This window comes from Streptococcus sanguinis (assembly GCF_019929225.1).
In the GTDB taxonomy this organism is placed as follows: domain Bacteria; phylum Bacillota; class Bacilli; order Lactobacillales; family Streptococcaceae; genus Streptococcus; species Streptococcus sanguinis_J.
This window is the reverse complement of the sequence record NZ_JAHZPA010000006.1, coordinates 63537-81738: the sequence shown is the minus strand read 5'-3', so window position 1 is coordinate 81738 and position 18202 is coordinate 63537. Positions and strand designations below refer to the sequence as shown.

Annotated in this window: 21 protein-coding genes; 15 read left to right on the top strand and 6 right to left on the bottom strand. The window is 44.6% G+C overall.

What is annotated here, in order from left to right; all coding sequences use genetic code 11:
• Nucleotides 1–33 precede the first annotated feature (33 nt).
• Nucleotides 34–522 (top strand): class Ib ribonucleoside-diphosphate reductase assembly flavoprotein NrdI, encoded by a 489-nt coding sequence (gene nrdI, locus K1I80_RS09800; protein WP_125410545.1) that lies wholly within the window; start codon nt 34–36, stop codon nt 520–522.
• Between the two features lie 33 nt (nt 523–555).
• On the opposite strand, the gene argS is transcribed toward nrdI, so the two are convergent.
• Entirely contained in the window at nt 556–2244 is a 1689-nt protein-coding gene (argS, locus tag K1I80_RS09795; protein WP_223313704.1) for an arginine--tRNA ligase, read from the bottom strand.
• 300 nt (nt 2245–2544) lie between these two features.
• Here argS and argR point away from each other — a divergent pair, with 300 nt between their 5' ends.
• Complete coding sequence (gene argR, locus K1I80_RS09790; protein WP_002894105.1) at nt 2545–2982, top strand: arginine repressor; 438 nt, start codon at nt 2545–2547, stop codon at nt 2980–2982.
• Between the two features lie 78 nt (nt 2983–3060).
• Nucleotides 3061–5610, top strand: a complete 2550-nt coding sequence (gene mutS / locus K1I80_RS09785; RefSeq protein ID WP_223313703.1) for a DNA mismatch repair protein MutS — start codon at nt 3061–3063, stop codon at nt 5608–5610.
• Nucleotides 5611–5658: 48 nt separating this feature from the next.
• Here mutS and K1I80_RS09780 read toward each other — a convergent pair whose 3' ends face one another.
• Together K1I80_RS09780 and K1I80_RS09775 are read right to left on the bottom strand one after the other, a co-directional pair.
• Nucleotides 5659–6129 (bottom strand): DUF3021 family protein, encoded by a 471-nt coding sequence (locus K1I80_RS09780; protein WP_223313702.1) that lies wholly within the window; start codon nt 6127–6129, stop codon nt 5659–5661.
• Nucleotides 6126–6566 (bottom strand): LytTR family DNA-binding domain-containing protein, encoded by a 441-nt coding sequence (locus K1I80_RS09775; protein WP_223313701.1) that lies wholly within the window; start codon nt 6564–6566, stop codon nt 6126–6128. The genes K1I80_RS09780 and K1I80_RS09775 overlap by 4 nt, the downstream gene beginning before the upstream one ends.
• 184 nt (nt 6567–6750) lie before the next feature.
• Here K1I80_RS09775 and mutL point away from each other — a divergent pair, with 184 nt between their 5' ends.
• A complete protein-coding gene (gene mutL, locus K1I80_RS09770) occupies nt 6751–8694 on the top strand; it encodes a DNA mismatch repair endonuclease MutL (protein ID WP_223313700.1) in 1944 nt (647 codons plus the stop codon).
• Between the two features lie 35 nt (nt 8695–8729).
• Here the strand turns inward: mutL and K1I80_RS09765 are convergent, their stop codons facing one another.
• Entirely contained in the window at nt 8730–9251 is a 522-nt protein-coding gene (locus tag K1I80_RS09765) for an RDD family protein (protein WP_002907723.1), read from the bottom strand.
• The gene (locus K1I80_RS09760) at nt 9235–9741 is read right to left on the bottom strand and encodes a helix-turn-helix domain-containing protein (protein ID WP_223313699.1); all 507 of its coding nucleotides are present in this window, start codon (nt 9739–9741) and stop codon (nt 9235–9237) included. Before K1I80_RS09760 ends, K1I80_RS09765 begins: the two co-directional genes overlap by 17 nt.
• A 169-nt stretch (nt 9742–9910) precedes the next feature.
• Between K1I80_RS09760 and ruvA the strand changes: the two genes are divergently transcribed.
• Genes ruvA through K1I80_RS09740 form a run of 4 tightly spaced genes read left to right on the top strand, consistent with a single transcriptional unit; the run spans nt 9911 to nt 12290 of the window.
• Nucleotides 9911–10501 (top strand): Holliday junction branch migration protein RuvA, encoded by a 591-nt coding sequence (gene ruvA / locus K1I80_RS09755; RefSeq protein WP_032913065.1) that lies wholly within the window; start codon nt 9911–9913, stop codon nt 10499–10501.
• Nucleotides 10501–11070: a hypothetical protein gene (locus K1I80_RS09750; RefSeq protein WP_002907726.1), complete on the top strand. Its 570-nt coding sequence runs from the start codon at nt 10501–10503 to the stop codon at nt 11068–11070. Before ruvA ends, K1I80_RS09750 begins: the two co-directional genes overlap by 1 nt.
• A 1-nt stretch (nt 11071) precedes the next feature.
• Nucleotides 11072–11626 carry a DNA-3-methyladenine glycosylase I gene (locus tag K1I80_RS09745; protein WP_002899291.1) on the top strand — a complete coding sequence of 185 codons (555 nt, stop codon included), beginning with the start codon at nt 11072–11074 and terminating at the stop codon, nt 11624–11626.
• Between the two features lie 4 nt (nt 11627–11630).
• The gene (locus K1I80_RS09740) at nt 11631–12290 is read left to right on the top strand and encodes a CPBP family intramembrane glutamic endopeptidase (protein WP_032916163.1); all 660 of its coding nucleotides are present in this window, start codon (nt 11631–11633) and stop codon (nt 12288–12290) included.
• Nucleotides 12291–12340: 50 nt separating this feature from the next.
• On the opposite strand, the gene K1I80_RS09735 is transcribed toward K1I80_RS09740, so the two are convergent.
• A complete protein-coding gene (locus K1I80_RS09735) occupies nt 12341–12751 on the bottom strand; it encodes a helix-turn-helix domain-containing protein (RefSeq protein ID WP_002907728.1) in 411 nt (136 codons plus the stop codon).
• Nucleotides 12752–13021: 270 nt separating this feature from the next.
• Between K1I80_RS09735 and K1I80_RS09730 the strand changes: the two genes are divergently transcribed.
• From K1I80_RS09730 to ruvX, 7 genes are all read left to right on the top strand, one after another.
• Nucleotides 13022–14278, top strand: a complete 1257-nt coding sequence (locus K1I80_RS09730) for a competence/damage-inducible protein A (RefSeq protein ID WP_223313698.1) — start codon at nt 13022–13024, stop codon at nt 14276–14278.
• 58 nt (nt 14279–14336) lie between these two features.
• On the top strand, nt 14337–15485 hold the full coding sequence (gene recA, locus K1I80_RS09725) for a recombinase RecA (protein ID WP_002907738.1): 1149 nt from the start codon (nt 14337–14339) through the stop codon (nt 15483–15485).
• 85 nt (nt 15486–15570) lie between these two features.
• A complete protein-coding gene (spx, locus tag K1I80_RS09720; protein ID WP_002894078.1) occupies nt 15571–15969 on the top strand; it encodes a transcriptional regulator Spx in 399 nt (132 codons plus the stop codon).
• A 134-nt stretch (nt 15970–16103) separates the two neighbouring features.
• Entirely contained in the window at nt 16104–16676 is a 573-nt protein-coding gene (locus tag K1I80_RS09715; protein ID WP_002907741.1) for an SP0191 family lipoprotein, read from the top strand.
• 105 nt (nt 16677–16781) lie between these two features.
• Nucleotides 16782–17324: a hypothetical protein gene (locus tag K1I80_RS09710; RefSeq protein ID WP_002928322.1), complete on the top strand. Its 543-nt coding sequence runs from the start codon at nt 16782–16784 to the stop codon at nt 17322–17324.
• A 177-nt stretch (nt 17325–17501) separates the two neighbouring features.
• The gene (locus tag K1I80_RS09705; protein WP_002894075.1) at nt 17502–17768 is read left to right on the top strand and encodes an IreB family regulatory phosphoprotein; all 267 of its coding nucleotides are present in this window, start codon (nt 17502–17504) and stop codon (nt 17766–17768) included.
• The gene (gene ruvX, locus K1I80_RS09700) at nt 17768–18187 is read left to right on the top strand and encodes a Holliday junction resolvase RuvX (RefSeq protein ID WP_002911439.1); all 420 of its coding nucleotides are present in this window, start codon (nt 17768–17770) and stop codon (nt 18185–18187) included. Before K1I80_RS09705 ends, ruvX begins: the two co-directional genes overlap by 1 nt.
• Nucleotides 18188–18202: the final 15 nt, after the last annotated feature.

The following is an 18202-nucleotide window of genomic DNA, read 5'->3' as shown; positions in this document are numbered from 1 at the left end:
AATTTTAAGAAGCAATATCTGTTATTTTTTAGAATGGAGAGTAAAATGACAAAGGTTTCCTTGGTTTACATCAGCTTGAGCGGCAATACAGAGAGTTTTGTCCGACGGCTGACAGACTATTTGCTGGATCAGCATCCAAGCCTAGAAGTAGAGAAGATTCATATCAAAGACATGGTAAAGGAAGGGCAGCCCTTTTTTGAAATGGACAATCCTTTCGTAGCTTTTCTGCCGACTTATTTGGAGGGCGGCAATGGTGTGGACAATGGTGATGTAGAAATTCTGACAACCGATGTGGGGGACTTTATTGCCTATGGTCAGAATGCCAGCAAGTGCCTGGGCGTCATTGGCAGTGGCAATCGTAACTTTAGCAACCAATACTGTCTGACAGCCAAGCAATATTCAGAGCGCTTCGGATTTCCGGTTTTGGCTGATTTTGAAATGCGTGGCATGTTGGGAGACATTAAGAAGGTTGCAGGGATTATTGAAGAGCTCTATCATATTGAAAAAAGCGAAAACCAGTGAGGTTTTCGCTTTTTTGATGTTTCTAAAGCAAGCTTACATCTTTTCTGGCGCTTCTACTCCCAGCAGACGCAAAGCTTCTTTGAGGACAACAGCTGTTGAGTAGCTGAGAGCCAGACGGCTGTCGCGCTCAGGGCTTTCATCCAGAATCCGAGTGTGCGCATAGTATTTGTTAAAGGCTTGAGCCAGGCTGATAGCGTATTTGGCAATCAGTGATGGCTCATAGTTATCAGCAGCACGCTTGACAACGCGACCGAAGTCTTGAAGCAGCTTGATAATTTCCCAGCTTTCTGGATCGTTCAGGCTGTATGTAGCCTCTGCATCAGGCTGGAAGTTCGCCTTGCGCAGGATAGACTGGATACGAGCATAGGCATACTGGATGTAAGGGCCTGTTTCTCCCTCGAAGGAAACCATAGCTTCCAGATCAAAGTCGTAACCATTGCGGCGGTCAGTTTTGAGGTCGTAGAACTTAACTGCTCCAACTCCAACTGCACGAGCAACAGCTTCCTTGTTTTCCAAATCTGGGTTTTTAGCTTCAATCTGACTTTTTGCCCGGCTGATAGCTTCTAGCAGAGTTGGTTCGAGGAGGATGATATTTCCTTTACGTGTGGACAATTTTTGCCGGTTCTTTGTCACCAGTCCGAAGTCAACGTGAATCATGTCATCGCTCCAGTCAAAGCCCATCTTTTTCAGAACGGCCTTGAGCTGTCTGAAGTGGTTGGCCTGCTCTTGACCTACAACATAGACATTTTTGACAAAGTTGTAAGTGCGGGCCCGGTAGATGGCTGTAGCGATATCTCGTGTGATGTAGAGGGTAGCACCGTCTGATTTTTTAATCATAGCAGGCGGAAGGTTAAAGTCTTCCAAGTCTACAATGCTAGCTCCTTTGGATTCCTGCAGGAGACCCTTGTCTTCAAGGATTTGAATCCCTTCGTCCATCTTATCGTTGTAGAAGGCTTCACCATTTAGACTGTCAAATTCAACGCCTAGGAGTTCGTAGATACGGTTGAATTCTGTCAGACTTTCGTCTCGGAACCATTGCCAGAGCTCAGTTGCTTCTGGGTCGCCATCTTCCAGCTTCTTGAACCAAAGGCGGCCTTCTTCATCCAGAGATGGGTCATTTTCAATCTCGGCATTGATACACACGTAGAGTTTGAGGAGCTCGTCAATAGGGTTAGCTTCAACAGCTTCCTGGCTTCCCCACTTCTTATAAGCTACCATCAAGAGGCCGAACTGTTTGCCCCAGTCTCCCAAGTGGTTGATTTTGATGGTGTTGTAGCCTATTTTGCGGAAGATGTTGGAAAGAGCGTCACCGATAACAGTAGAGCGCAAGTGGCCGACTGAGAAAGGCTTGGCAATGTTTGGACTGGACAGGTCAATGGTGATATTCTGATTATTTCCTTCGTTCTGCTGGCCGTAGTCAGCTCCGTCTTTGATGACTTCTTTGATGACTTGGCCAGAAATTTCAGCCTTGCTGAGGAAAAAGTTGACATAAGGACCAGTCGCAACGACTTTGTCAAAATGCGCTGTGTCAATCTTTTCAGCGATATCAGCAGCGATGATTTGAGGAGCTTTGCGCTCAGTCTTTGCCAGAGAAAAGGCTGGGAAGGCGATATCGCCAAGTTCAGAGCTCTTTGGCTGCTCCAATAAATTTAAAATAGCGTCTTGATCAAGGCTGTCAATAACCTTGGCCAATTCGCTGGCAATCAACTGTTTGTTATCCATATTTGCTCCTTTGTGTCTTTTGTTATTATTTTATCACATTTTTCAAGGAATCTTCAATTTTTTTGGGAATAATTTTTGGGCTAATAGGAATTTTTCTGATATAATAAGAGGGATAAGAACCTGTATTTATAGATGGACTTTTCATCTAAATGCTTCCTTCCCTGTTACTCTTCGTTAAAGTTTTTTGTTTATTCTCAGTATTCCTGCAAATCTTTGCCTAGATTGATGGAGAAGCAGTCTTTTGTCCGTTGAAGTGCCCTTCATGAATGCAGCTTCTAAATATTCAACAATGAGGTAAAAATGAGAAAGAATGACCGTCATCAGTTAGTCAAAACGATGATTAAGGAGGAAAAGCTAGGAACGCAAAAGGAGATTCAGGATCGTCTGGAAGCGCAAGGGATTTATGTAACACAGACTACCCTGTCGCGTGACCTTCGTGAAATCGGCCTGACTAAAGTTAAGAAGAAGGGGCTGACTTATTATGTTTTGGCGCATGAGACTGAAGAGATTGATTTTATAGAGTTTTTAGCCAAGCATGTGGAGAGTGTAGCTAGGGCAGAGTTTAGTCTGGTTCTTCGTACGGGCCTGGGAGAGGCAACAGTGCTGGCCAATGTCGTGGATAACTCGTTCGATAGCCGTATTCTGGGAACCGTTGCGGGTGCCAATACTCTTTTAGTGGTTTGCCGGGATCAGGCAGCTGCTCAGGAGATTGAGGAGCAAATACAGGAAGTGATGTAAGAGTCACAGTTTTTTCAGGAAAATTGGAGAGGTTTGAGACAGAAGTCCTGACCTCGTTTGTTTTTAGAAAGGATAGAGATGGCAGTAGAAAAGTTATCGCCAGGCATGCAGCAGTATTTGGATATCAAAAAGGATTATCCAGATGCTTTCTTGCTCTTTCGGATGGGGGATTTCTATGAGTTGTTTTATGATGATGCGGTCAATGCCGCCCAGATTTTAGAGATTTCTCTCACCAGCCGCAATAAAAATGCAGAAAATCCGATTCCCATGGCTGGAGTTCCCTATCATTCGGCACAGCAGTATATTGATGTTTTGGTCGAGTCAGGCTATAAGGTAGCGATTGCGGAGCAGATGGAAGACCCCAAGGAAGCCAAGGGAGTTGTTAAGCGGGAGGTCGTTCAGGTTATCACACCGGGGACGGTGGTGGACTCCAGTAAGCCGGACTCTGCTAATAACTTTCTGGTGGCTCTGGATTACTCAGACGGGCTCTATGGTTTAGCTTATATGGACTTGGTGACCGGTGAGTTTCAGGTGACCAGTTTAGAGGACTTTACCTTGGTCTGCGGGGAAATCCGTAATTTGAAGGCTAGGGAAGTGGTGCTGGGCTATACCTTGCCAGAATCTGAGGAGCAGGTCTTGGCTGGACAGATGAATCTTTTACTGTCCTATGTACAGACAGCTTTGGACGATGTTCAGCTGCTGGGCGAGGAGCTGTCTCCGATGGAGCGTCAGGCAGCGGGGAAATTGCTGGAGTATGTGCACCGGACCCAGATGAGGGAGCTCAGCCATTTGAAGAAGGCTCAGCATTATGAAATCAAGGACTTCCTGCAAATGGACTATGCCACCAAGGCGAGTCTGGATTTGACAGAAAATGCTCGATCGGGTAAGAAGCACGGCAGTCTTTATTGGCTGATGGACGAGACCAAGACAGCCATGGGCGGCCGCATGTTGCGCTCTTGGATCCAGCGTCCGCTGATTGATGAAGCGCGAATTAGCCAGCGACAGAATGTCGTCGAGGTTTTTCTGGATCATTTCTTTGAGCGGAGTGATTTGACGGAGAGCCTCAAGGGAGTCTATGATATCGAGCGGTTGGCTAGTCGGGTTTCTTTTGGTAAGACCAATCCCAAGGATCTGCTGCAGCTGGCAGCTACATTGGGCAATGTGCCTCAGATCAAGGCTATCTTGCAAGGAATCGGCAGCCCGCATCTAGCTCGTTTGATTGAGGGTTTGGATCCTATTCCAGAGTTGGCAGGCTTGATTAGCTCAGCTATTTCGCCGGATGCGCCCCATATCATCACCGAGGGCAATATTATTCAGACTGGTTTTGATGAGACCTTGGATCAGTATCGGCTTGTGCTGAGGGAGGGGACTGGATGGATTGCGGAGCTGGAAGTTAAAGAACGTGCCAACAGCGGCATCAGCAATCTGAAGATTGATTACAACAAAAAAGATGGTTACTATTTTCATGTGACCAATTCCCAGCTGGCTCATGTGCCTAGTCATTTCTTCCGCAAGGCGACTCTGAAAAATTCGGAGCGTTTCGGAACGGAAGAGCTGGCACGAATTGAGGGAGAGATGCTGGAGGCGCGTGAAAAATCTGCTAATTTGGAATACGAGATCTTCATGCGGGTTCGCGAGGAAGCTGGCAAATATATCCAGCGCTTGCAGGCCTTGGCACAAACGCTAGCAGCTGTAGATGTCCTGCAGAGCTTTGCTGCGGTAGCAGAGCAACAGAATCTAGTGCGCCCCGTCTTTACTGCAGAGCGCTGTCTGCAGATTGAAAAAGGCCGGCATGCTGTTGTGGAAAAGGTCATGGGTGCCCAAAGCTACATTCCAAATAGTATTCTGCTGGACCAGGAAACGGACATCCAGCTGATTACCGGGCCGAATATGAGCGGGAAATCGACCTATATGCGCCAGTTGGCAATCATCGTCATTATGGCACAGATGGGATCTTATGTGCCTGCTCAGTCTGCCAGTCTGCCGCTATTCGATGCGATTTTCACTCGTATCGGCGCAGCGGATGATCTGGTGTCTGGCCAGTCTACCTTTATGGTGGAGATGATGGAGGCCAATCGGGCCATTCGGCAGGCCAGCGAGCGTTCGCTCATCCTCTTTGATGAGCTGGGCCGTGGGACGGCTACTTATGATGGGATGGCGCTGGCTCAGGCTATTATCGAGCACATTCATCATTATACTGGAGCCAAGACCCTCTTTGCCACCCACTATCATGAGCTGACAGCCTTAGAGGATAGCTTGGATCATTTGGAAAATGTCCATGTGGCAACCTTGGAAAAGGACGGGCAGGTGACTTTCCTGCATAAGATTGAGCCGGGTCCGGCTGACAAGTCCTATGGAATCCATGTAGCGAAAATTGCCGGTCTTCCTGAGAAATTGCTGGAGCGGGCTGACAGTATTTTGAGTCATTTGGAGAGTCAGGATACAGGACTAGGCTCAGAGCTTCCTGCTGCATCCAGACCGAAGCAGTCGCAAGTGGCGGAGCAGATGTCTCTTTTCGCAGAAGGGCCGGAAAATCCAATCCTGACTGAACTACGAGACTTGGACATCTACAATATGACTCCACTGGAAGTCATGGCGGCGGTAGCCGAGCTCAAGAAGAAGTTGTAAAAACAAAGAACAGACTTGTTAATGCCTCAAGTCTGCTCTTTTTATTTCTCACGATTTGCCAGACAAACCGCTATTGATTTTTTGAATGTTGCGGTAAGTGCGGTAGTAGATAGCACCTGAAATGATTAGATAGATGAGGGTGAATTCCCCGACGGCAGTCAGTGTCAGGCTGAGTATTTTTTCTCTTGGGAAAAATCCAGCTAGATTAGCCAAAAGTGCAAAGGTTAGAATCATCACGCCAAAGTGGCTGACGATGGAGCGCAGGATGCTCCAGTCTCTTTGGAAGAAGCTTCCACTCCATCTGAAAATAGCTCCCATGATAAACCAGATAAGCATGCAATAGAGCATGATGAGGGAAACATGGACATGCTGGCTCAAAAAGAAGTGGCCGGTAGGAGAGCGAGGGTGCAGCGGTAGATAAGCTGGATTGTAAAAATAAGAAACAATCATGGAGAAGAAGAGACCGATGAAAATCCCTCCAATTCCTCCGAAAAAGAGTTCTTTAAGACGAGTTTTCATAATTGCAACCTTTCTTTGATGGATTTGAGATAGCGACGGGACGAGTATGTCTGGTCGCCGTTTTTCAGAAATATTTGAATCAGACCATTTGGAGTCAGCTTGAGATGGCTGATTTGTCGGCTGTTGATAATCTCCGACTGAGAAATCTGCAGGAAATAGTCCGGTAGGACCTGCAACAATTGATAAAGAGGTTGTTGAGCTCGATAGCCGTCTTTTGCCGTTCGAACTTGAACCTGACGATTTTCTGTATAGACTCGGTGGATTTCCTTAGCGTCCAGCAGATAGATGTTGTCTTCTTTCTTGACATGGATCTTGTCTTCTTTGCCTAGATGTTGAGCAAAGTGGACCAATTCCTGAATGCTTTCTGTCATGAGGCGAGCCTCAATGCTGACGGAGTCTTCGGTGACTTGAGAATCGATTCTTAGCTTAACTTTCATAACTTCCTCCTTTCACCTTTATTAAACCTCAACTTGGCAGCGAAAACAAGTCCTTTTGTCTATGTGGCAGCTATTTGTGTCTATCTGGTTTGGCTTACGAGCAGAATGGTCGAGAAAAGGCTGCCTTCTGATAGAAAGAGCCCAATGTGTTATAATAGATAGCAGAACAAATACGGAGAAAAAGATGTCAAAAATTATCGAACTTCCAGAAATTCTAGCCAATCAGATTGCGGCCGGTGAGGTTATTGAGCGGCCTAGCAGCGTGGTCAAGGAGCTAGTGGAAAATTCAATTGATGCGGGTGCCAGCCAGATTACCATCGAAATCGAGGAGGCTGGACTCAAGACTATCCAGGTAACGGATAATGGTGAAGGCATAGACCACGAAGATGTCCCTCTGGCCCTTCGCCGCCATGCTACCAGTAAAATCAAGAAACAAGCGGATCTCTTTCGGATTCGGACACTGGGTTTTCGTGGTGAGGCCATTCCTTCCATTGCTTCTGTCTCTCGTTTTACCATTGAGACAGCGACTGAAGCCGGCCAGCACGGAACCCTGCTAGTTGCCCAAGGCGGTGAGATTGAAGAGCATGAGCCTACCAGCAGTCCAGTGGGAACGAAAATCAAGATAGAAGATCTCTTCTTTAATACTCCAGCCCGGCTCAAGTATATGAAGAGCCAGCAGGCTGAGCTGTCCCATATCGTTGATGTGATTAATCGGCTTAGTCTGGCCCATCCGGAAGTGGCTTTCACCCTTATTAGTGACGGCCGCGAAATGACACGGACTGCCGGCAGTGGCAATCTGCGTCAGGCTATTGCAGGAATCTATGGTTTGGCAACAGCTAAGAAAATGGTAGAAATCTCTGCTTTAGATCTGGACTTTGAGGTGAGCGGCTATGTCAGCCTGCCTGAGCTGACTCGTGCGAATCGGAATTATATTACGATTCTCATCAACGGCCGTTACATTAAGAACTTTCTGCTCAATCGTGCTATTTTGGACGGCTACGGCAGCAAGCTTATGGTAGGCCGCTTTCCACTAGCGGTCATCAATATTCAGATTGACCCCTATCTAGCCGATGTCAATGTCCATCCGACCAAGCAAGAGGTGCGGATTTCTAAAGAGCGGGAACTCATGACCCTGATTTCGCAAGCCATTGCGACCAGTCTCAAGGAGCAGGACCTTATCCCAGATGCTTTGGAAAATCTAGCCAAATCAACTGTTAAGCGTGCCAATAAGCCTGAACAGACCAGCCTTCCCCTTAAAGAAAATCGCCTCTACTACGATAAGGAGCAGAATGACTTCTTCCTCAAGCCACAGGTGGCAGAGCAGCAGTTATCCTTCGAAGAATCAGCGGAGCCTGTTCATGAAGCGACAGATGAAAAAGTAGAACCGCAACCGACTTCGGTCAAATTTGCAGAGAGAAGGCCAGTTAGCTATGACCAACTAGACCATCCAGAGCTAGACCAAGCCAGTCTGGAGCGGGCTGTGGATAAGTTGGAACAGGAAGAGAAATCAAGCTTCCCAGAGTTAGAATATTTCGGCCAGATGCATGGTACCTATCTCTTTGCTCAGGGCAAGGGCGGTCTTTACATTATTGACCAACATGCTGCCCAAGAGCGGGTCAAGTATGAGTATTATCGGGAGAAGATTGGAGATGTGGACAATAGCCAACAGCAGCTCTTAGTGCCCTATATCTTTGAATTTCCAGCGGACGATATGCTGCGAATCAAGCAGCGGATGGAGCTGTTAGAAGATGCTGGCATCTTTTTAGAAGAGTACGGAGCCAACCAGTTTATCCTCCGTGAGCATCCGATTTGGTTTAAGGAAGAGGAGATTGAGGCCGGCATCTATGAAATGTGTGATATGCTTCTCCTGACCAAGGAAGTTTCTATCAAGAAATATCGAGCAGAGCTGGCCATCATGATGAGCTGCAAACGCTCCATCAAGGCCAATCACAGTCTGGATGACTATTCTGCGCGTGATTTGCTCTTTCAGCTGTCCCAGTGTGACAATCCTTACAACTGCCCACACGGCCGACCGGTCTTGGTCAACTTTACCAAGTCGGATATGGAAAAAATGTTCCGCCGCATTCAGGAAAATCACACTAGCCTGCGGGAGTTGGGGAAATACTAAACTTTATAGAAGATAAAACAGCCCTAGTCATAGAACTAGAGCTGTTTTGAATTTTTGAGCTGAACTTGCGTTCCAGCAAGCAAATCAGCTGGATGGCGTTTGTCCTTGCGAAGTAGTCCCATCAGCAGAAAGATCAAGAAGAGAATCCCTGCTGAAGTTGACAAGAAAATTGACAAAGCATCTGCTTGATAAGCACTACGGATAGCTCCCATATGCCCCAGCTGCCAAGGGAAAAGCTTGATAGTAGAGCGCAAAAGGCTGTGGGAAAGGCTCCTATGTTTGTAAACCAATTGTAAACCTGCCCAACGCTTGCCAAAACTGCCTTTTCTATAGTCTAGCCAAGCAAAGATGATAGTTAGAGGCAGGACTGAGCTAGAAAAAGCCAGAAGCTGGCTCTGAGCTTCAGTGAATACAGGAATGCCTCCTAGAACCAGATTGTAAAAGCCCATAGCTAGTAAAAAAAGAGAAATGAGGTAGCCTGAGATGAAGAGCCAGTCTCCAATCAGCTCTTTCAGACGAGTTTTGACAGGTATGGGATTGTCAATTTTTAGTTTCATCTTTAGCACCTTCTTTTTTAGAATCCTCATCAAGGCCGATAACCTTGTCCAGATACTTTTTCTTCATCTTTAGCGTCTTGTTAATAGCCATTGCTGATGCGATTAAGAGGAAAAAGGTCAACCAGACCAGCGCAGTGAATTTTGCTGGAAAGCTAGAACCTGCGAAAAAGAGAAAGATAGCCAAGGCTGATACAAAAATATACAGAACCTGCCAGAAGCCATAAGATTTCACTTCCTTGTAGTAGCGATCTTTTTCGTCTTCTGAGAGGATGGGTTTTATTTCCGGCTTATCGCTGTCTTCTAAAAGCAGATAATCTGTCGTCACTTGGAAAATTTTGCTCAGCTCTACAATTTTTTCCAGCTCTGGCAGCGCTTGGCCAGACTCCCACTTAGAAATGCTCTGGCGAGAGACATTGATTTGTTCAGCTAGCTTTTCTTGTGACCAGCCTTTTTCTTTTCTTAGTTCAAATAATTTATCAGCGAGTTTCATGATCGCAGCCTCCTTTTCTTTGCTAACTCTATCCTAACAGCTTTTAGTTATCTTGAGAATACAGCTTTCTGTACATTTTGTCAACCACCGGTTGCACTTCTATTTGCAGTTTCCAGACAGAAAATATGATATACTAGATAGGCAAAATGATACAACAAGAAGGAAGATTATGTACGAATATTTTAAAGGAATCATCAGTAAAATAACAGCCAAGTACATTGTATTGGAAGTCAACTCTATCGGCTATATTCTTCATGTGGCCAACCCCTATGCTTACTCAGGACATCTCCATCAGGAAGCTAAGGTCTATGTTCACCAGGTGGTGAGAGAAGATGCGGAGCTCCTGTACGGTTTTGCGACCGAGGAGGAGAAGCAACTCTTTCTTAGCTTGATTTCAGTCTCAGGTATTGGCCCAGTGTCTGCCTTGGCTATTATTGCGGCGGATGATAATGCTGGCTTGGTGCAAGCCATTGAGCAGAAAAACATCACCTATCTGACCAAGTTTCCTAAGATTGGCAAGAAGACGGCCCAGCAGATGGTGCTGGACTTAGAAGGCAAGGTGGTGGTGGCAGATGGTCCGGCAGAAAGTAAGGCGCCCGTCCAGACTGTGGATAATCAGGAGCTGGAAGAAGCCATGGAAGCCATGCTGGCTCTGGGCTACAAAGCTGCTGAACTCAAGAAAATCAAGAAATTCTTTGAAGGAACGACGGATACAGCTGAAAACTATATCAAGTCAGCTCTTAAGATGTTGGTGAAATAATGGGGATTGCTCGAATTAGTTATGCTGAAAGCAAAAATGTTAACAATAATATAGCCCTAAGATTTAGGAATGGTGAGATAGAAGATGTCTGGCTAGACTGTAAAACTTTTCCTTTGTATTGTAAATATTGTGAACAAACTCAAACGGAATTATTTTTACATATGTCGTCTCGATATGGTCAAGTAGGACCGATTCCTTGTGAATTTTGTAATCGTGATATAACGGTTGTAGATAGTGATACTTATGTTGATGGAATAGAGGTGAGTGGTGAGTCCTGTTCCTTTCAACAACTCTATTTGTTAAGTGCAGACTACATTGGATGGTTTGAAGAATGGTATGGTATAACTCTGGCCTCAGAAAGTTTATTTGAAAGTTGGACTGATTGGATGTCTGTAGATCAGCTTCGAGAACAGATTGAAACATTAACTGGAATAGAAACAGATAGTCAAGCAAGGTATCAAACAGATGAGAAATTTAACCCTCTGCCACCAGATATTAATCGTTGGATCAATTTATTAGATAGGTCTACGGTTCCCTTACCTAGCTATGTTTTAAAGATTGGAGAATAACATGACCAAACGCTGCGGCTGGGTAAAAATGAACAACCCCTTGTATGTGGCCTATCATGATGAGGAGTGGGGCAAGCCTCTCCATGATGATCAGAAATTATTTGAATTGCTCTGCATGGAGACTTATCAGGCTGGACTTTCTTGGGAGACCATTCTGAATAAACGTCAGGCTTTTCGGGAAGCTTTTCATTTCTATGATGCCCAGAAAATTGCTCAGATGACGGATGCGGATCTGGATGATTTGTTGGGCAATCCCGACATCATCCGTAACAAGATGAAAATTTATGCAACTAGGGCTAATGCCCAAGCTTTTTTGGCTGTTCAAAAGCAGTTTGGCTCTTTTAATGACTATATCTGGTCCTTTGTAGATTTCAAAACGATTGACAATGAAATTTTGGACTACGAGGAAGCGCCAGCCAAGACAGAGCTGTCAGAAACTATGTCCAAGGCGCTGAAAAAGCAAGGCTTCAAATTTGTTGGTCCTGTTTGTGTCTATTCATTCCTAGAAGCAGCTGGCCTTATCAATGACCATGAAAATGATTGTGACTGGAAGTAGAACGATGAAAACAAGAAAATCTCAGCTTATTTTTATTTTTCTATATACCATTTTATTCCTAGATAGAGGTTTGCAGTTTATTGGACAAAAATGGCTGAATTATCCAGTATATTTCCTTTTATTTGTTTTGGGAATTTTAGATTATCGGGAGGAATTGCAGAAGCAGTTTTCTATGATTCTGACTGAGAAGAAGGAATTTCTGAAAACGATTTCCTTATATATGTTTTTTGTTTTCCTCCTGTCTATTGCTTGCAACCTGCTTTCAGCTTTGATTAAACAGAGTCTGGGGTTGCCACTGCAGGGACAGAATGAAGCCAATATTCAAGGTGTGCTTTTAGAAAATCCTTATCTGTTCTTGCTTGTTGGTTGTTTTATTGGACCAGTTGTGGAAGAACTTTTCTTCCGTCGTTTTTTCCTAGGAACCTTCTTGGCAAAATTCTCCAATTGGATAAGTATTGTGTTAACAACCTTTCTATTTGCTACTCTTCATATGCACAGCTGGTCAATGTCAGAGTGGGTGACAGCCATTTCCTATATTGCTGGAGGTTTTCTTTTCTCGCTTCTGTATCTGAAAAAAGACAAAAACATCTGGTATCCAATTACCCTCCATTGTTGTAATAATATCTTTGCTTTCATCATTACTTTATTGACCATAATTAAATGAAAACCTAGAAGTTCCAGACCTCTAGGTTTTTTATTATTCTCTTTATCTCCTCATTCTCCTTTCTGCATCCAAATCTTTTCCTTGATAAAGATGCGCAGCTCATAGAAGAGCATAAAGAGCGTGGAGATGAGGAAGCCAGCCATAAAGATATGGTGCAAGTAAGCGAAGACACCAATATAAACCAAGATGGAAAAAAGGTAGAGAATGACTAAATAATGCCATTTTTTGGCCTTGCTATCTTCGATAACCTTTTTCTCCAAACGCTCATCCTCCTTGATGAGTGTGTCCAGACTGATATCAAACTCCCGACTGATAGAGATGAGATTTCCAATATCAGGGATACCTTTTTCGCTTTCCCAGCGGGCAATGGCGGAGCGGGAAACCTTGAGCCTTTCTGCCAAAGCCTCCTGAGTGAGTTGATTTTGTTGACGAATATCTTTGAGAACTTGTGAAATTTTCATGATGATCTCCTTTCTTTAAATAAAAATATTTAGATGATTTCCTTTTTTCATCTTTATTATAAAAATAATGAAACCATTTGCCAATAGCATTTCCCTAACAATCCAGTTATTCTGCTTAACATCAGTCACTCTTAAAAGTTTTCCACAGCATGTTGACAAGTTTGTCAAGGAGCTTGACAGCTCTTTTTATTTCTTGAAATGAAAATCAACTTTTTTAAGATTTTTTGTGATAAAATAAAGCCAATTCCGAATTGTAAGGTAGGAGGTTCTATGAAAGCAGAAATTATTGCTGTGGGCACCGAGATTCTGACAGGTCAGATTGTCAATACCAATGCCCAATTTTTATCTGAAAAACTGGCGAGTCTGGGGATTGATGTTTATTTTCAAACAGCAGTGGGGGACAATGAAAATCGTCTCTTCTCTGTTTTGGAAATTGCCCAAAGGCGCAGTAATCTGATTATCCTGACTGGAGGCTTGGGGCCAACAGAGGATGATTTGACCAAGCAGACCTTGGCTAAGTTCTTAGGGCGTGAGCTAGTCTTTGACCCACAGGCTGTGGAAAAGCTGGATCGCTTTTTTGCTAGCCGGCCAGATTATGCTCGAACGCCCAATAATGAGCGTCAGGCCCAGCTGGTCGAAGGCTCAACTCCGTTACCAAATGCCACCGGCTTAGCTGTCGGAGGATTGTTAGAAGTAAACGGAGTGACCTATGTAGTCCTGCCTGGCCCGCCTAGTGAGCTCAAGCCCATGGTCAATAACGAGCTGGTTCCCCTCTTATCCACAGGCCAGAAATTGTATTCACGAGTGCTGCGCTTCTTTGGTATCGGCGAGAGTCAGCTAGTGACTATTTTGTCAGAGATGATTGAGCAGCAGAACGACCCCACCATTGCTCCTTATGCAAAGACAGGGGAAGTTACCCTGCGACTGTCCACCAAGGCTCTGAGTCAGGCAGAAGCTGACACCAAGTTTGAGGCTGTGGAAAAGTTAATTTTGGCACACAAGACTTTTGAGGGACATTCACTGTCAGAGATTTTCTATGGTTATGGGGATGACAATTCCTTGGCACAGGCGGCTTTTGACTTGCTGAAGAGTCAAGGAAAGACGATTTCGGCGGCGGAGAGTCTGACAGCAGGGCTCTTTCAGGCGACCTTGGCTGATTTTGCTGGAGCCTCTTCCATTTTTTCAGGTGGCTTTGTCACCTACAGCATGGAGGAAAAGAGCCGGATGCTGGATATTCCGTTGGGAGACCTGGAGAAGCACGGTGTCGTTTCCGCTTTTACGGCTGGGAAAATGGCAGAGCAGGCTAGAAAGCTGACCGAAAGTGACCTAGCTGTCAGTCTGACAGGTGTGGCTGGTCCAGATTCACTGGAAGGCCATCCAGCAGGGACCGTTTTTATCGGCTTAGCAAGTGCTTCAGGAACAGAAATTATTAAGGTCAATATTGCTGGACGCAGTCGGCGTGATGTGCGGAAAATTGCTGTTCTGCACGCCTTCAACCTAGTACGAAAAACTTTATTAAATAGCTGATTTTTGGTATAATGACGAAGATGGCCAAAAGACATTTTAGAAAAAACAGGAGAAATAAATGGCAAAGAAACAAAAAAAATTAGACGAAATCTCAAAGAAATTCGGCGATGAGCGCCAAAAAGCCTTGGATAATGCCCTGAAAAACATTGAAAAGGACTTCGGTAAGGGAGCCATTATGCGTCTTGGCGAGCGGGCAGAGCAAAAGGTTCAAGTCATGAGTTCAGGCTCTTTGGCCTTGGATATTGCTCTTGGCGCTGGGGGTTATCCTAAGGGACGGATTATTGAAATTTACGGTCCAGAGTCTTCTGGTAAGACAACCGTTGCTCTTCACGCAGTTGCTCAAGCGCAAAAAGAAGGTGGTATCGCAGCCTTTATCGATGCTGAGCATGCTTTGGATCCATCGTACGCAGCTGCTCTGGGTGTTAATATTGATGAGTTGCTGCTGTCTCAACCTGACTCTGGGGAACAGGGACTGGAAATTGCCGGCAAGCTGATTGACTCAGGTGCGGTGGATTTGGTTGTTGTGGACTCAGTTGCAGCTCTGGTACCGCGTGCAGAAATCGATGGCGATATTGGTGACAGCCATGTCGGCTTGCAGGCTCGGATGATGAGCCAGGCTATGCGCAAGCTGTCTGCTTCTATCAACAAAACGAAGACGATTGCGATTTTCATTAACCAGCTGCGTGAAAAAGTTGGCGTTATGTTTGGTAATCCTGAAACAACACCAGGTGGCCGTGCACTGAAGTTCTATGCTTCTGTCCGTTTGGATGTCCGTGGCAATACTCAAATCAAGGGAACTGGTGATGAGAAGGATACCAATGTTGGTAAAGAAACCAAGATCAAGGTTGTTAAAAATAAGGTTGCTCCGCCATTCAAGGAAGCCTTTGTAGAAATCATGTACGGAGAAGGCATTTCTAAGACAGGTGAGTTGATTAAGATTGCGACTGATTTAGATATCATCAAAAAAGCGGGTGCTTGGTACTCCTACAATGATGAAAAAATCGGTCAAGGATCTGAAAATGCTAAGAAGTACTTGGCTGATCATCCAGAAGTCTTTGACGAAATTGACCGTCAGGTCCGTGTACGCTATGGTTTGATTGAAGGCGATGACTTGGCAGAAGCGGTTGGCAACAAGGCTGACAGCTCTGTGGAAACGATGGAAGAAGTGACTCTGGATTTGGACGATGCCATCGAAATTGAAGAGTAATTTTGCAAAATAGGTCGCAAGACCGATGGTTTTTGTGATATAATAGACTACGATATTAGTATCGTGTAGCGAAAGGAGTACTTACATGATCACAATCTATACTGTCTCAAGTTGTACTAGTTGTAAAAAAGCAAAAACCTGGCTAAACGCTCATCAATTAACTTATAAAGAACAAAATTTAGGCAAAGAAGGCATCACCAAAGAGGAACTTCTGGATATTTTAACCAAAACAGAAAATGGTATCGCGAGCATTGTTTCATCAAAAAACCGCTATGCTAAAGGTTTGGGTGTTGACATTGAGGAGTTAAGTGTCAACGAAGTTCTTGATATTATCATGGAGACCCCGCGTATTTTGAAAAGTCCTATCTTAGTGGATGATAAACGTCTCCAAGTTGGTTACAAAGAAGATGATATCCGTGCTTTTCTGCCACGTTCTGTTCGTAATGTTGAAAATGCAGAAGCTCGTCTGCGGGCAGCTCTCTAATCTTTGAATATAACTGAAAGAGTCGGGAAGAGAATCTCGGCTCTTCTTTTTGTTCAGATTGACAGGGGCTTTGGCGACAGGATGGATTGACAAGGAGCAGAACTGTGATACAATATCTCTGAGGAGGATGGAAGATGAAGAAAATTTTATTAGGACTGGGCTTGAGTGTGGCGTTGTTAGCAGGCTGTGGACATAAAAAGACAGAGACGAATTCGAATGCGGCTGACAAGAAAGAAATCAGCAATAATTTGCCTATCATTGATAATGCTAAGCAGCAGGAAGTGATTACTCGGACACTTGTTTTTCCAAAGGATGAACGAGGAAACCAGCAGAGCCAGACAGTGACTTATCAGGGAGAGCATTTTAAACGCTTGGTTATTGAAAGGCTGACCGCGACTGATAATGAGATGAAAGAAGCTATCAAGCAGATGGGACTGGAGGAAGCGCAGAAGTCTCTCAATGAGTCACTGGAGCAGGATGCAGACTATGTGCAGGCTCGTGGACTTCAAGGCTTTAGCGGCTCAGTGACAATTTTGAATGAGAACGAGCTGAAAATGACTTCTACCTATGATTTTGAGAGCCTAGATATCGAAAAAGCAGCGTCTATGCCTTATTTTCAAAATCTCAAGCTCAAAGAAATGATTAAGCTGACACCAGAAGAATATATCAACAATCTCCTGATGAATGGAGCAGAAGAGCAGAAATAAGCTGCTCTTTTTTATTACATTTTAATGACAGAGTGACAATCAGTTTGACAGCGCCGTTTTTATAATGATATGATAAAATCAGCTCAATATTGAAGGAGATAAGACATGAGAAAATTAATTGTCTTTTTGCTGGCAGCTTTGGCAATCTTAACAGCTTGCAGTCAGCAGTCAAATAACAGTTCATCCTCACAGGGAGGGGCTGGAAAAGGAGATATTGTCACTAAGTCCTATAAAACTGAGAAGCAATTGGAACATGGAAAAGAAACCAGAATCTTAACCGTCAGCTACAGCGGACAGAAGTATGATAAGGTTATCCTGCATGTCAGCAAGGCTATTCCTGACAACATCAAGGAAGCTCTGTCAAAACAGGATGTTTCCACTGTAAAGAAAGAAATGCTGTCTTTGATCGAGGAAGCACTGGGTCTGAAAGAGGCGGTGAATATCACCGGTCTTGACTTGAAAACAGATATGACAGCGGAAGAGATTTCTCTGGAGATGACTATCGATCCTGAGAATCTAGACTACGAAGCAGCCAAAAAGCTTCCAAACTACGCGCAGCTGTTTGAGCAGATCGAGACCCTGAGTCCGGAAGAATTGCTTAACAAGTTTAAGGGAAGCGACGGTGTAGAAGTGCCGTCTTCAAATTAGGAAGTTTCCATCCAGTTCTCTGAAGAGAGCTGGATTTTTGCTGGATTTTAGAGCCAGACTTCGGATAAATATTAGCTAAAGCTTATTGAAAAATTAGGAAAATTCGGGTGAATTAAATTTGTGAAAAGCCTATAATTATGCTATAATAGGGATATTCTAAAGAAAGAGGGTGTAATTGTGGGATTTACAGATGAAACAGTACGTTTTAATCTCGATGATTCAAATAAAAAGGAAATTAGCGAGACTTTGACCGATGTCTACAAGTCGCTCAATGAAAAAGGATACAATCCAATCAATCAAATCGTGGGATACGTACTCAGTGGTGATCCTGCGTACGTACCTCGCTATAACAACGCCCGCAATCAAATCCGCAAATATGAGCGCGATGAGATTGTTGAGGAGTTGGTTCGTTATTATTTGAAAGGACAAGGCGTCGATCTCTAATGAGAATTATGGGATTAGATGTGGGCTCGAAAACGGTTGGGGTTGCTATTAGTGATCCTCTTGGTTTTACGGCTCAAGGACTGGAGATTATTCCGATTCATGAAGATAAGGGCGAATTTGGCCTAGAGCGCTTGGGCGAGCTGGTGAAAGAGTATAAGGTTGATAAGTTTGTTATTGGCCTGCCTAAGAATATGAACAATACCAGCGGACCTCGAGTAGAGGCTAGTCAGGCTTATGGCCAGCGGGTTGCTGAGCTGTTTGGTCTGCCGGTTGACTATCAGGATGAGCGTCTGACGACGGTGGCTGCTGAGCGCATGCTGGTGGAGCAGGCGGACATTAGCCGCAGCAAGCGCAAGAAAGTTATTGATAAGCTAGCCGCGCAGCTGATTTTGCAGAATTATCTGGATCGAAATTTTTAGAAAAGAAATGAAGGA

Bases quoted from the DNA above. Each gene is read 5' to 3' on its own strand.
- K1I80_RS09735 (WP_002907728.1), bottom strand. From the start codon at position 12,751: ATGAAAATTTCACAAGTTCTCAAAGATATTCGTCAACAAAATCAACTC.
- K1I80_RS09745 (WP_002899291.1), top strand. From the start codon at position 11,072: ATGACCAAACGCTGCGGCTGGGTAAAAATGAACAACCCCTTGTATGTG.
- spx (WP_002894078.1), top strand. From the start codon at position 15,571: ATGATCACAATCTATACTGTCTCAAGTTGTACTAGTTGTAAAAAAGCA.
- mutS (WP_223313703.1), top strand. From the start codon at position 3,061: ATGGCAGTAGAAAAGTTATCGCCAGGCATGCAGCAGTATTTGGATATC.
- K1I80_RS09740 (WP_032916163.1), top strand. From the start codon at position 11,631: ATGAAAACAAGAAAATCTCAGCTTATTTTTATTTTTCTATATACCATT.
- argS (WP_223313704.1), bottom strand. From the start codon at position 2,244: ATGGATAACAAACAGTTGATTGCCAGCGAATTGGCCAAGGTTATTGAC.
- K1I80_RS09775 (WP_223313701.1), bottom strand. From the start codon at position 6,566: ATGAAAGTTAAGCTAAGAATCGATTCTCAAGTCACCGAAGACTCCGTC.
- K1I80_RS09715 (WP_002907741.1), top strand. From the start codon at position 16,104: ATGAAGAAAATTTTATTAGGACTGGGCTTGAGTGTGGCGTTGTTAGCA.
- K1I80_RS09750 (WP_002907726.1), top strand. From the start codon at position 10,501: ATGGGGATTGCTCGAATTAGTTATGCTGAAAGCAAAAATGTTAACAAT.
- K1I80_RS09765 (WP_002907723.1), bottom strand. From the start codon at position 9,251: ATGAAACTAAAAATTGACAATCCCATACCTGTCAAAACTCGTCTGAAA.
- mutL (WP_223313700.1), top strand. From the start codon at position 6,751: ATGTCAAAAATTATCGAACTTCCAGAAATTCTAGCCAATCAGATTGCG.
- K1I80_RS09780 (WP_223313702.1), bottom strand. From the start codon at position 6,129: ATGAAAACTCGTCTTAAAGAACTCTTTTTCGGAGGAATTGGAGGGATT.
- ruvX (WP_002911439.1), top strand. From the start codon at position 17,768: ATGAGAATTATGGGATTAGATGTGGGCTCGAAAACGGTTGGGGTTGCT.
- recA (WP_002907738.1), top strand. From the start codon at position 14,337: ATGGCAAAGAAACAAAAAAAATTAGACGAAATCTCAAAGAAATTCGGC.
- K1I80_RS09730 (WP_223313698.1), top strand. From the start codon at position 13,022: ATGAAAGCAGAAATTATTGCTGTGGGCACCGAGATTCTGACAGGTCAG.
- K1I80_RS09760 (WP_223313699.1), bottom strand. From the start codon at position 9,741: ATGAAACTCGCTGATAAATTATTTGAACTAAGAAAAGAAAAAGGCTGG.
- K1I80_RS09710 (WP_002928322.1), top strand. From the start codon at position 16,782: ATGAGAAAATTAATTGTCTTTTTGCTGGCAGCTTTGGCAATCTTAACA.
- ruvA (WP_032913065.1), top strand. From the start codon at position 9,911: ATGTACGAATATTTTAAAGGAATCATCAGTAAAATAACAGCCAAGTAC.
- nrdI (WP_125410545.1), top strand. From the start codon at position 34: ATGGAGAGTAAAATGACAAAGGTTTCCTTGGTTTACATCAGCTTGAGC.
- argR (WP_002894105.1), top strand. From the start codon at position 2,545: ATGAGAAAGAATGACCGTCATCAGTTAGTCAAAACGATGATTAAGGAG.